This window comes from Streptomyces sp. MUSC 14, assembly GCF_001866675.1.
In the GTDB taxonomy this organism is placed as follows: Bacteria; Actinomycetota; Actinomycetes; order Streptomycetales; family Streptomycetaceae; genus Streptomyces.
Map to the genome: position 1 here is coordinate 169,116 of NZ_MLYN01000014.1, position 13,046 is coordinate 182,161.

General features: G+C 74.1%; 9 protein-coding genes. 4 read left to right on the top strand and 5 right to left on the bottom strand.

What is annotated here, in order from left to right:
* Positions 1-67: 67 nt before the first annotated feature.
* A complete protein-coding gene (locus tag BIV25_RS08225) occupies positions 68-2,707 on the top strand; it encodes a glycosyl hydrolase (RefSeq protein WP_071371506.1) in 2,640 nt (879 codons plus the stop codon).
* Positions 2,708-2,749: 42 nt separating this feature from the next.
* Here BIV25_RS08225 and BIV25_RS08230 read toward each other — a convergent pair whose 3' ends face one another.
* The 5 genes from BIV25_RS08230 to BIV25_RS08255 form a co-directional block, all read right to left on the bottom strand.
* On the bottom strand, positions 2,750-3,520 hold the full coding sequence (locus BIV25_RS08230; RefSeq protein WP_071371507.1) for an ABC transporter ATP-binding protein: 771 nt from the start codon (positions 3,518-3,520) through the stop codon (positions 2,750-2,752).
* 4 nt (positions 3,521-3,524) lie between these two features.
* The gene (gene mdlC, locus BIV25_RS08235; RefSeq protein ID WP_071371508.1) at positions 3,525-5,132 is read right to left on the bottom strand and encodes a benzoylformate decarboxylase; all 1,608 of its coding nucleotides are present in this window, start codon (positions 5,130-5,132) and stop codon (positions 3,525-3,527) included.
* Positions 5,129-6,733, bottom strand: a complete 1,605-nt coding sequence (locus BIV25_RS51995) for an ABC transporter permease (RefSeq protein ID WP_079176499.1) — start codon at positions 6,731-6,733, stop codon at positions 5,129-5,131. Before BIV25_RS51995 ends, mdlC begins: the two co-directional genes overlap by 4 nt.
* Entirely contained in the window at positions 6,730-7,698 is a 969-nt protein-coding gene (locus BIV25_RS08250) for an ABC transporter substrate-binding protein (RefSeq protein WP_071371509.1), read from the bottom strand. The genes BIV25_RS51995 and BIV25_RS08250 overlap by 4 nt, the downstream gene beginning before the upstream one ends.
* Positions 7,699-7,769: 71 nt before the next feature.
* Positions 7,770-8,777 (bottom strand): hypothetical protein, encoded by a 1,008-nt coding sequence (locus BIV25_RS08255; protein ID WP_107486000.1) that lies wholly within the window; start codon positions 8,775-8,777, stop codon positions 7,770-7,772.
* Positions 8,778-9,040: 263 nt separating this feature from the next.
* On the opposite strand from BIV25_RS08255, the gene BIV25_RS08260 reads away from it, so the two are divergent.
* From BIV25_RS08260 to BIV25_RS08270, 3 genes are all read left to right on the top strand, one after another.
* Positions 9,041-10,237, top strand: coding sequence for an FAD-dependent oxidoreductase (locus BIV25_RS08260; RefSeq protein ID WP_256255663.1), 1,197 nt, complete (start codon positions 9,041-9,043; stop codon positions 10,235-10,237).
* Between the two features lie 124 nt (positions 10,238-10,361).
* Positions 10,362-12,158, top strand: a complete 1,797-nt coding sequence (locus tag BIV25_RS08265) for an RICIN domain-containing protein (protein WP_256255665.1) — start codon at positions 10,362-10,364, stop codon at positions 12,156-12,158.
* A gap of 56 nt (positions 12,159-12,214) precedes the next feature.
* On the top strand, positions 12,215-13,033 hold the full coding sequence (locus tag BIV25_RS08270) for an inositol monophosphatase family protein (RefSeq protein WP_071371510.1): 819 nt from the start codon (positions 12,215-12,217) through the stop codon (positions 13,031-13,033).
* The last annotated feature ends 13 nt before the right edge of the window (positions 13,034-13,046 follow it).

A 13,046-nucleotide genomic window follows, 5' to 3' on the forward strand; every position in this document is an offset into this window, starting at 1 on the left:
GATGTTTCCGTGTCCGCGTGATCGGGTCTCCAGCGTCGGTCAGTGTCGATCGTTCCTGGAGGTCCTGGTGTCCGTGCCGACCCGCAGAAGACGGTGGTTCACCGTCTGCGCGCTCACGGCGTCCGCCGCACTCGTCGCCATCCCCCCGTCCGCCGCGTACGGGCGCTCACCGAGCCCCTTCGGCGCCCGCGTCCTCGGCCAACTGGCCAAGGAACGCGTGCACTCGGTGGGCACCATGTCCCCGCACGTGGCGGCGGACGACGACGGCGGCAACGAGGCCGACGAGATCGCCGAGGGCGCGGACCAGTACGCCGAGGCCCGGACCTCACCCGGCGTCGTCGCCCCGGGCGCGTACGGCGCGGCCTGGAACAGCCTCGCCAACCTCCGCAGCGCGGGCGGCCGTTGGCGCAACATCACCGACCTGCCCTACAACTCCGACGACCCGCGCTACCGCGACGTCGACTCCAACTCCAGCGGCGGTTCGGGGAACGTCACCGGCCGGATGGCCGCGGTGGCCGCCGACGACGACGGCTACGTCTACGCGGGCAGCGCGGGCGGCGGCGTGTGGCGCTCGCGCAGCGGAGGCGGCCACTGGCAGCCCATCAGCGACCGGCTGCCCGCCCAGTCCACCGGCGCCCTCGCCCTCGACGGCGCGGGCCGGCTGTGGCTGGGCACCGGCGAGGCCACCACCAACTCCGACGCCTACCTCGGCAGCGGCGTCTACGTCCTGACCCACCCCCACCACGACGCCTTCTCCGTCCGCGGCCGGGTCGGCGGCAGCGAGCTGGAGAGCACCACCATCCACGAGCTGCGCTTCGGCGGCGGCCGGGTGTGGGCAGCCACCAGCGAGGGTGTGTGGAGCCACTCGACCACTGACCTGCGCGGCCCCTGGAAGCTGGAGTTCGCACCGAACCCCGACTACCTGCCGAAGGGCGCCAAGGCCCACGACGCCGACGCGCCGTACAAGAACATCGCCAACGACATCGCCATCGACCCCAAGGACCCCTCCAAGGTGGTCCTGGCCGTCGGCTGGCGCAGCGGCGACGACTACAACGGCTTCTACACCCGGGTGAACGGCGCCTGGACCCGCGTCACCAGCGGCCTCGGCGACCTGCCGGCCGACGCGGCGAACGTCGGCAACGTCACCTTCGCCCGCTCCGCCGACGGCTCCCGCTACTACGCCATCGACCAGTCGCCGCAACAGCTCAGCACCAACCCGGACAGCGGCCTGGAGGGCATCTACGTCTCCAAGACCGGTTCCCCGACCGGCCCCTGGACGAAGATCGCCGACTACAAGGGCCTGGCCGCCGACAACTCCGCGCTGACGACGGCCGGTTACATGCCCGGCGTCCAGGCCTGGTACAACCAGTTCCTCGCCGTCGACCCGGCCGACCCGCAGCATCTGTACGCGGGCCTGGAGGAGGTCTACGAGACCAAGGACGGCGGCAGCACCTGGTCGACCGTCGGCCCGTACTGGAACTTCCCGTTCTCCTGCTGGAGCATCGACCCGTCCCGGCAGACCGGCGCCTGCCACCAGACCACCCACTCCGACCAGCACGGCGTCGCCATCGGCAGTTACCACGGGAAGTCCTTCGTCTACGTCGGCAACGACGGCGGCATCTACAAGCGCCCGGTCGACGGCGCCCAGGACGCCTCCGGCCACGCCACCGACTGGACCTCCCTCAACGACGGCACCATCGACACCCTCCAGTACTACTCGGTCGGCATCGGCAAGGACCTCGACCACGGCGGGGTGTCCGTCACCGGCGGCCTCCAGGACAACGGCCAGTCGATCCTGCGGAGCAACGACACCGTGATGGGGTCCGACTTCGGCGGCGACGGCGGCGACACGCTCACCGACCCCGCCAACGGGTGCGACATCGCCCAGGAGTACGTCTACCTCGCCGTCCAGGTCACGCAGAACTGCGCGGTGAACGACGGAAGCTGGTCCACCGACCCGACCAAGGCCACCTCGTACTCCGTCGCCCCGCCCGACAACGCCACCAGCGAGGCCCGCTTCATCGCCCCGCTCACCACGGACCTGAAGAACGGCGACACCTGGGTCGCGGGCGGCCGCCACATCTGGGTCCAGACGCACGGCTACGCCATCCGCAGCGGCTCCGAGTGGACCAGCGTCCACGACCTCGGCCAGGGCCGCACCGCGACCGCCGTCGCCGCGTCCGGCGGGAAGATCTACGCCGCCTGGTGCGGCCCCTGCAACAACCAGGGCTTCGCCCGCGGCATCGCCGTCGGCAACGCGGACGGCACCGGCTGGCACGACATCGACCTGCCCGTCGACGGGACCGTACCGAACCGGTACCTCAGCGGCTTCGCCGTCGACCCGCACAACGCCGACCACGTCTTCCTCACGGTCAGCGGCTTCTCCCGGGCCTGGACCGAGGGCCCCGGCGCGGGCGTCGGCCATGTCTTCGAGTCCACCGACGGCGGCACCACCTGGAAGGACATCTCGGCGAACCTGCCCGACGTGCCCAGCGACTCCGCACTGCTGACGGCAAACGGCGGCCTCGCCGTCGCCACCGACCTGGGCGTCGTCTACCGCGCCCCGGGGCGCACCACCTGGCAGCGCGTCGGCAGCCTCCCGGCCGTCGCCGTCCTCCAGCTCAAGGCGAGCCCGGACGGCGGCACGCTGTACGCCGCGACGCACGGCCGCGGTATCTACACCGTGAAGCTGCGCGACCTGCGCTGAGCATCCGGTGACGGGAAAGGGGTGATCCCGGCAGGCCCGGGGTCACCCCTTTCGGCCGTCCCGGGCCTCGCCGCGCACCGCCCGGCCCACCTGCGTGCGCAGCGCGACGAACCCGGGCAGGCCGCGCGTCGTGATCTGGTCGCGGTCGGCGGGCAGGCCGACAGGCAGGTCGAGGACGACACGGGAGCCGGGGCCGGGGGAGAGCACGACGACACGGTCGCCGACGTACACGCTCTCGTCGATGTCGTGCGTGACGAACACGATCGTCGTGCCGTCGGCCCGGTGCACCTCCAGCAGCAGGTCCTCCAGATCCTCGCGGGTGCGGGCGTCGAGCGAGCCGAACGGCTCGTCCATGAGCAGCAGTGAGGGGCGGCAGACCAGGGCGCGGGCGATGGCGACCCGCTGCTGCATCCCGCCCGACAGCTCGGGCGGACGGCGCCGCCCGGCCCCGGCCAGCCCGACGCGGTCGAGGATCGCCTCGGCCTCCGCCCGGCGCGCGGCCCGGCCGAGGCCGAGCCGGCGCAGCGGCAGCGCCACGTTGTCCCGCACGGTGAGCCACGGCAGCAGCGAGCGGCCGTACTCCTGGAAGACGACCGCGAGCCGGTCCGGCACCCCGGCCACCGGTGTGCCGTCCACCGTGACCGTGCCGTCCTGCACGGGCAGCAGCCCGGCGATGGTGCGCAGCAGCGTGGACTTGCCGCAGCCGGACGGCCCCACGACGCACAGGAGCTGGCCGTCCGGCACGGTGAGGGTGATGCCGTCGAGGACGCGCTGGTCGCCGAAGCGCCGGCCGACCGCGTCGAGGTGCAGCATCCCCTCACCCGGCCCACGGCTCGTACAGGGTGCCCGCGCTGCCGGTGACCCGCAGGTGCAGCAGGAAGGGGCCCGCGTCGTCGCCCCGGCCCAGCGCGTGGTCCAGGGCGGCCGGCAGTTCGCCGGGGTCCTCGGCGCGGGCCGCCGGACAGCCGAAGGACCGGGCGAGGACGGCGAAGTCGACGCCGGTGATGTCCGCGCCGGGGACGGCCGCGATGCCGATGCGGCGGCCGAGCGCGCGGACGGCCGCGTAACCGCCGTTGTCCAGCAGCACATAGGTGACCGGGGCCGCGTGCCGGGCCGCGCTCCACAGCGCCTGCACGGAGTACAGCGCCGAGCCGTCGCCGACCACGCACACCACCCGCCGCCGGTCGGCGAGGGCCCGGCCGACCGCGAGCGGCAGCCCCCAGCCGAGCGCCCCGCTGCCCGTGGTGAGAAAGCCGCCGCTCGTATCGACGGGCACGCGCGCGTGCAGCGCGTCCCGGTGGCTCGGCGCCTCCTCGACGAGCACCCGGTCGCGCGGCAGCCGGTCCCGCAGGAGGTCGAACAGGAACTCCGGGGTGATGTACGCGTCCGCCGCGGCCGGGACGGGGGCCGCCCGTGGTGGCGGGGGTTCCCGGTCCGCCTCCTTCAGCAGCTCCGCGAGCCGGGCCAGGGCGGGCCGCAGGGTGGTGACGATGCTGGTGCCGACGGGCAGCCACGCGGCCTGGGCGGCGTCGCAGTCCAGGTGGAACAGCTCGGTGCCGGGCGCGAGCGGCGGACCCTCGTCGGCCACGTGATAGGTGAACACCGGCGCGCCGAGGGCCACGACGACGTCGTACGGCGCGAGGCGCGCGGCCAGGTGGCGGGCCACCGGCGGCAGGAAGCCCTGGAACAGCGGATGCGACTCCGGGAACCCGGAGCGGCCGGAGAGCGGGCTGATCCACACCCCGGCCCGGAGCCGCTCGGCCAGCACCCGGACCTCGTCCAGCGCGTCCTCGTCGTCCACCCCCGGGCCGACCACCAGCGCCGGGCGGGCGCAGGACTCCAGCCGGCCCGCGAGCGCGGCGAGGGCGTCCGGGGCGGCCGTGAACGCCGTGTGCAGCGTGCGGGGCCGGACCGGCTCGGCGGGGCGGTCCCAGTCGTCCTCGGGCACGGACACGAACACCGGCCCGCGCGGGTGGGTCATCGCGGTCCGGTACGCCTCGGCGAGCACGGCCGGCACGTCCGCGGCCCGCTCCGGCTGGCGGGCGGACTTCACGTACGGGCGCGGGAACAGGGCCGGTTCGTCGGCGCCGAGGAACGGCCGCAACTGGAGCAGCGAGCGCGCCTGCTGGCCCGCCACGATCACCAGCGGCACCCGGTCCCGGTAGGCGTTGAACACCGCGCCGAGCGCGTGGCCGACCCCGCCGGCCGAGTGCAGGCTGACGAACGCGGCCCGCCGGGTGCCCAGCGCATGTCCGGCCGCCATACCGACGGCGACGGACTCCTGGAGGCCGAGCACATAGGTGAAGTCGTCCGGCCAGTCGCGGAACATCCGCAGTTCCGTGGAGCCCGGATTGCCGAAGACCGTGGTCATCCCGGTGTCGCGCAGTAACCGTACGACCGCCTCGCGCACGGTGGCCGTCGTCATGCCGTCCTCCTCGCTGACGTCCTCGCTGACGTCCTCGGTCCGACGAGCCGCTTCTCGACCGCCAGCAGACCGGTGTTGAGCAGATGGCCGAGCGCGCCCAGCAGGACCAGCGCCGCCCACACGGTGAGCAGGTCGGAGCGGGTCTGCGCGTCGGTGAGGGTGAAGCCGATGCCGTTGTCGCTGCCCGGCAGCAGCTCCGAGAAGACCATCAGGACCAGGGACAGCGACAGGCTGAGCCGCAGCCCCGCGAAGATCCGGGGCAGCGCCGAGGGCAGGATCAGGAACCACAGCCGCTCGGGCGCCGTCAGCCGCAGCACGGCCGCCGCCTGAAGCCGCAGCGGGTCGGTCGCACGGGCGCCCTCGGCCGAGTTGATCAGCACCGGCCAGACGGCGCTGAACGCGATCGACGCCACCTGCATGGGCGTACCGAGGGCGAAGACCACGACGAACACCGGTACCAGCGCGGGCGGCGGCACGGCCCGCGCGAACTGGAGCACCGGATCGCACAGCGCGTACGCCCGGCGCGAGCGGCCCACCGCGAGCCCGAGGGCGATTCCGGCGACCGCCGCGAGCGTGAACCCGGCCGCCATCCGGCCAAGGCTCGGCAGGATCGTGTCCGCGGCGGCCCGGGTGACGAAGAGATGCCGGGCCGGTCCCGAGAACCACAGGTCGCGGACCTGCCGGACGATGCGCAGCGGCGGCGGGAAGAAGACGCTGCCCAGCGCGCGGGCGGCCGCCTCCCAGCAGACGACGGCGCCGAGGAGCACCGACCAGCGCAGCAGAAGCGGGACGGCGGTGCGCCGGGCCCCCTCCTTGGCGAACTGCCCCTCCCCGCCCTGGCGTTCGCGTGCCCAGGCGAACGACCGCCGTTCCACGGCGACCAGTACACCGTTGACGACCAGGCCGAGACAGCCCGCCCACACCACCGCGGCCAGGACGTCCAGGGTGCCGTCCGTAGCGGTCTGGGCCTGGGCGATGAAGATGCCGAGGCCCTGCCCGAAGCCGGACAGGATCTCGGTGGCCACGGCCAGGATCAGGGCGACGCCGGCGGAGATCCGCAGCCCCGCGGCGATGAACGGGGCGGTGCTCGGCAGCTCCACCCGCCACAGCACCGCGAGCCGCCCGAAGCCGAAGGCCCGCAACGTGTCCCTGGCCAGCGGGTCGGTCTCGCCGAGGCCGTAGAGGGTGTTGAACAGCACCGGCCAGAGCGAGGCGTACGCGATGAGCGTCACCTCGGTCCGCGTGCCCGACCCGAGCAGCAGCGACACCAGCGGGATCAGCGCGACCGAGGGCAGCGGCCGCAGGAACTCGACGACCGCGCGCACGGCCGCCTCCACCCCCGGCACCGCGCCCAGCAGCAGCCCGAGCGGTACGGCGATCGCGCAGGCGAGCGCCAGCCCCAGCGCCCAGGCCCGCAGGGTCGCCCCGACCCCGTCGAGGAAGGCCCCGTCGCCCGCCAACCGCACGGCACGGGCGAGGACTTCGGAGGCGGGCGGCAGATAGTCGCGCCGGACGATCCCGGCCCGGGAGACCGCCTCGCACACCCCGAAGGCGAGCGCCGCCCCGGGCAGGCCGAGCGCCAGTTCCTGACGCCGGGTCATGTCACCAGCAGCGGCGCCGGATCGATGTCCTTCGTCAGCATCCCCTGTTGTCGCATGAGCTGGATCAGCCGGCGCAGCTGTGCCGCGTCGGCGGTCGCCGGATAGGTGGGCAGATGCAGGGACCGGGCCGCGTCCGCCGTCACCTTGGCGTACTTCGGCAGTTCCGCGCGCACCGCGTCCGGGTCGGCGGCGGCGAGCTTCGAGGCAGCCTCGATCGCCCGCCGGAAGCCCGCGGCGGCCTTCGGGTGCTTGCGGACGAAGGCGCTCGTGGTGACGTACCCGCTGGCGGGCAGGCCCGCCGCCGGTCCCGAGCCGCCGTCCAGCAGGACGCGTGCGCCGACCTGGTCCTGGATCGCGGAGTCGAAGGGCTCGACCGCGTGGACGGCGTCCACCTGGTTCCGCTCCAGCGCGGGGCCCATCTGCGGGAACAGGATCTGCCGGTAGACGGGCCGGCCCGCGCCCCGGGCGGCGAGGATCGCGTTCAGGGTGAGCGACTGGATGTTGTTGAGGACGGCGACGGCGACCTTCTTGCCGGCCAGGTCCCCGGGCGACGTCAGGTGCGAGTCCCGGGGCACGAGGACGTCCATCATGTGCGGGGCGATCCGCACGCCCTCGGCGAGGATGCGCAGGTCCAGGGTGCCCTTCTCGTACGCCTGGAAGTAGGTGACGTAGTTCGCGCTCGCGATCGCGTCGACCTGGCCCTTGAGCAGCGCGGGCAGGGCCTGGATGCTCTGCTGCACGGGCTGGACCCGCACGTCCAGGCCCTCCTTGGCGAACAGCCCCCGGTCCCGGGCGAGATAGAGCGCGGCCGAGTCGGTGAGCGGCAGCGCCGCCACGGTCAGCTGCTCGCGCCCGTCCTTCGCGGACGACGTGCCGCCGCTGTCGCAGCCCACCAGGACCAGTGCCGCGGCGGCGACGAGGGCGGCGAGGCGTTTCGTTCCCGATCGTGATCGACGTAATGCCATACGGGCATGCGTACCCCTCATTTGTCATGATCGCTACAGGCAGGGTGTGTTTCCTTGCCGCAGGGTCCCGGCTACGCCGGCGGACCCGCGATGCGCAGGGCCGCCGCCGGGGACAGGAGGGCGGCGTCGGCGGCGCCGGCGACCTCCGTCCACCACTCGGGGCCGTCCTCGGCGTAGCGCAGCAGCACGCCCTCGCGGATCGCCCACGGCAGCACGACGACCCGGCGCAGCCCCATGAGCTTCAGCGCCGTGTGGCCCACGACCGCCCCGGCCAGGCTCTGTTCGGCCCGCGGCGCGGAGATGCCGGGCAGCTGGGCCCGCTCGGCGGCGGGCAGTGCGGCGAGCCTGCGCACCGCCTCGCCCAGGTCCTGGCAGCGCATCTCCCGCCGCACGAACGGCCCGTAACGCCCGGGTGTCGCCCCGCACAGCCGGGCCAGCTGCTGGAACGTACGGGAACCGACGGCGGCCGTGCGCGGCGCCTCCCAGCGGATCCGCGTGGCCACGTCCCGCAGATCGTGCCGGACCCGGCGGCGCAACTCCTTCAACTCGGCCGGACCCGGCGGATCCTGCAGGCCGAGGTGCTCCCGGGTGAGCCGTCTGGCGCCGAGCGGGAGCGAGGCGGCGAAGTCGGGCAGTCGGCCCCGGCCGAAGGCCACCTCCAGCGAGCCGCCGCCGATGTCGAGCAGCGCCAGGGGGCCGGCGCGCAGGCCGAGCCAGCGTCGCGCCGCGAGGAAGGTCAGCTCGGCCTCGGTCTCGCCCGGCAGGGTGCACATCCGGATTCCGGTTCCGGCGGCCACCCGCCGCAGCACCTCCAGCCGGTTCGGGGCACCGCGGACCACCGCCGTCGCGAAGGCCAGCGGCCCCGTCGCATGCCAGCGCCGGGCCGTGGCCCCCGCCGCGGCCACCGCCTGCACCAGACTCTCCACCGCCTCGTCGGCGATGGTGCCGTCCGGGCCGACATGTTCGGACAGCCGCAGCTTCCACTTGACCGTGTGCACCGGCAGCGGAACACCCCCCTCCACATCCGCGATCACCAACCGGACCGTGTTCGACCCCGCATCCACCACGCTCAACCGCATGGCCGGGACGTACCCACTTCGCCGTCAAAAACCCGTCACGGCGCGGGCGCACCGGGTGACGCCCGTGCGCTGGTCCCCGCAGCGTGCCGCCCGGGTGCGGCGCGCGGGACGGAGGCGCGACGCGTGCGCGGAGGGGCGGCGGGCCCCGGCGCCGCCGGTCGCGCGGTGTCCGGATCTCGGCCCTCCGGGCCCCCGCGGCGCCCGGTCCGCCCTTATAGGGTGGACCGTTGCCGGACAGGCACGGCCGAGACGGGGAGAGGCACGTGAGCGGAACAGACGTGGGCGGGACGCACGCGACGAAGGCAGTGGTGATCGGCGGCGGCATCGCGGGGACCGCCGCCGCGCTCGGACTGCACAAGGCCGGGTACGACGTGACCGTGTACGAGGCCCACCCCGACACGGCCGAGGACATCGGCGCCTTCCTGACCCTGGGCAGCAACGGCATGCGCGCCCTGGCCCAACTCGACGCCACGGACGCGGTCACGGCCATCGGGTTCCCGCTGACGTCGCTCAGGCTGCTCGACAGCCGGGGCACCGAGCAGGCACACGCACCCCTCGGCGAGGTCACCGACCCCGACCTGCACTACCGGTGCCTGCGCCGCGGCGAACTGAACGCCGCCCTCCAGCGCGAGGCGGCCCGGCGCGGCATCCCGGTGCGCCACGGCGCCCGCCTGACCGGCGTGAGCGAAGGACCGGGCGGCGTCACCGCGTACTTCGCCGACGGCACCACCGCCGACGCGGACCTCCTCGTCGGCGCCGACGGTCTCGGCTCCACCGTGCGCGCCCTCGTCGCCCCCGAGGTGCAGCCCGGTTACGCGGGCCAGCGGATCTTCTACGGCTACACCGCCACCGCCCCCAGCGCCGATCCGACCGGCCTCATCACCTTCGTCCGCGGCGCCGAGACCACGGTCGGGTACGCGGTGTCACCGGCGGGGGAGACGTACTGGTTCGCCCGCGTCGACACCGAGGCCCTGCCCGCCGACGCCTCCGCCCACGAGGTCGACCCGCGCGAGGAACTGCTGCCGCTGCTGGCCAAGGACACCACACCGGCCGCGGACATCGTCGCCGCCTCCGTCGGCCCGGTCCTCGCCACCAACGCCACCGACCTGCCGCTCGGCTCCATGTGGCACACCGGACGCGTGCTCCTCATCGGCGACGCGGCCCACGCCGCCTCCCCGGCCACCGGCCAGGGCGCCTCGATGGCCCTGGAGGACGCCGTCGTCCTCGCCAAGGCGCTGCGCGACCGGCCCGGCGTGCCCGCCGCGCTCGCCGCCTACGAGGCGCACCGCCGCCCGCGCGCGGAGCGCAACGTCGCCGTCAGCGGCGGCATCTCCCGCGCCGGGCACCGGTCGGCCCGCCCGGGCGCGGCCGTGGCCCGGCCCGCCGACCCGGACGCGGCTCTCGTGCGCCAACTGGCCTGGGACACACCGCTCTCCGCGACCCCGCCCGAGGAGTCCTGAGCGGCGCACCCCCGCGCGCTCGCGCGCGAAAGTGCAAGAGGCGCAGCACCGGAGTCCATTGCCGGACAGAGCGGCGGGGCCGGATCGTTCCGTGCAACCGGCCCTTCGGCAACAAGGAGCACAGGTGCGACTCTTGAACAGAGCGGGCACGACCCTGGCAGTGACCTCGGCGGCCGTCGCCCTGGTCCTCGGCGGCGGCCTCACCTCCCCGGCGACCGCCGCGGCACCCCCCGACGCCGCCTACAGCGTGACCGTGGGCAGCCCGGTGCCGTTCACCCACCCCACGGACACCCCCGCCACCCCGTACCTGGACCGGGACGGCACCTTCCACTACCAGCAGTCCGCCGCCCTCTACGGCGCGAAGGACCCGCGCACCTGGGACTTCTACACCGGCAAGGACTTCGACTCCGCCGGCTTCGACAACAGGCTCAGCAAGGCGGTGAACCCGGCCAACTCCGCCGACCGCAACGACGACACCACCTGGCGCTGCAACAACAGCCCCACCGGCCGCGAGGCGACGTACGCACCCAGCGGCTCCGGCTACGCGCAGAAGAACTACTGCGACCTGTCCGGGATGTGGGTCGACCCCGACACCGGCGACTGGTACGGCCTGGTCCACAACGAGTTCACCCCGCAGCCCTTCGGCGACGGACTGCACTACGACGCCGTCGACTACGCCGTCTCCACCGACCACGGCCGCACCTGGACCGTCAAGGACCACGTCATCACCTCGCCGTACAGCACGAAACGCGGCGACACCACGGCCTTCCCGAACCAGACGTACTCCTACGGCGACGGCGACCAGCGCCTCTTCGTCGACACCGCCTCCGGCTACTTCTACGTCTATTACGGCTCCCGGATCATCGACAAGAACGGTGGCTGGAAGGCGTTCTACGAGCACGTCGCCCGCGCCCCGATCTCGGCCAAGATGGCCCCCGGCTCCTGGCGCAAGTGGTACGACGGCGCCTGGTCCCAGCCCGGCACCGGCGGCAAGGAGAGCAACATCGTCCCCGTCGACGCCGCCCACCCCACCGGCTACACCCCGGCCGCCGCCGAGTACGACCCCGCCAACACCGGCACCGCGGCCCAGCAGATCGCGGCCGGCACGATGCCCCCGACCTCGCCGCTGTTCGTCATGAACATCGCCTACGACGCGTACCTCGGCCTCTACATCGGCGAACCGCAGGCCGTCGACCAGAGCGGCGACTCACCCCAGTACCTGTACGCCACCGACGACCTGACGACCCAGAAGTGGCACCTCATCGGGGACACCGGGAGCTACACGAACGCCTCCTGGTACCGGTGGTTCCTCGACAGCGCCAACCGCACCAGCTCCACGATCGTCGGCCGGTCCTTCCGCTCCTACTGCGCCTTCGGCTGCTCGCACGACGCCTCCGGCGAGTACGTCGACATCACCGTCGACTCCGCGAAGCCCGCGGCCGCGCCCGTGCACACCGGCCGCCGCTACCGCATCTCCGGCGGCACGGGCCGGTTCCTCGCCCAGGCGGCCGGCGGCTCCGGCACCACCTCGCTGGCCCGGCCCACCGGATCCGGCCGCGACACCTGGTTCTTCACCCCGACCGGTGACGGCGCCTTCACCCTCACCAACACCGCGAGCGGCCGGCTGCTCGGCGTCGACTCCGCCACCAGTGCGGGCCGCGCCTGGGGCGCCCGGCCCACCGTCACCCGGGCCCCGGCCGGCGGGCCGGCCGTCGGACAGCAGTGGTTCGTGATCCCGGACGCGGGCGGCCACACCTACCGGCTGGTCAACCGCTACAGCGGCCTCGTGCTCGGCCTGTCCGGCACGTCCGGGCGGCTCGCCGAGACCACGCCGGTGCGCACCTGGACGGACCGCACCCACAGCACCGTCGGCGGGGCCCGCACCGCAGCCGAGCAGACCCTGTCCCTCAGCGCGAGCTGAGCGCCGGAGCACCCAACTCCTCCAGACGGCGGAAGACTTCTGGCTATCCTGCACCCATGTCGATCATCAACGGGGAAGCCGACGCCCACCTGGCCGTGCGAGCGGCACAGGCGGGCGCCGCCGTGGTCCGGGACCTCCACGGCAGCCTGCTCGCACGCTACGACAAGTCCGCGGGCGACTTCGCCACCGAGGCCGACGTGGCCGCCGAGCGGGCCATCCTGGACGTGCTGCGCGCCGCCCGCCCCGACGACGCCGTGACCGGCGAGGAGAGCGGGCGCTCCGGCGCCGCCGACGCCCGCCGCCGCTGGCTCGTCGACCCGCTGTGCGGCACCCTCAACTACGCCGTGCGCACCATGCTCGTCGGCGTGAACGTCGCTCTGCGCGACGGCGACCGGGTCACCGCCGCCGCGACCGCCGACCCGTTCAGCGGCGAGGTGTTCTGGACCGACGGCAGCGCCGCCCGGGTGCGCGCGGACGACGGCACCGAGGAGCCGCTGACGCCGACGGCCCGTTCCGCGCTGGTGGACGTCAACCTCGACCCGCCGTTCCCCAACTCCCCCGGCTTCCGGGCGGTGTACCTGCCGGCCGACCCGGGGTTCGCCGAGCGGTTCCGGCCCCGGGTGATCTCCAGCACCCTCGCCGTGGCCTGGGTCGCGGCAGGACGCCGGGCCGCCTACGTCACCGACGGCGACCTGCGCGACAGCGTGCACTTCGCGGCCGGCATCGCCCTGTGCCGCGCGGCGGGCTGCACGGTGACCGGCCTGCACGGAGAACCCGTCCTCACCGGCGCCGACGGACTCGTCGCGGCGGCCGACGCCGCGACCCACGCCGCCCTGCTGGAACTCGTCAAGAACCAGACGCCGGGCCCGCGTTGACGGCGATCTCGAC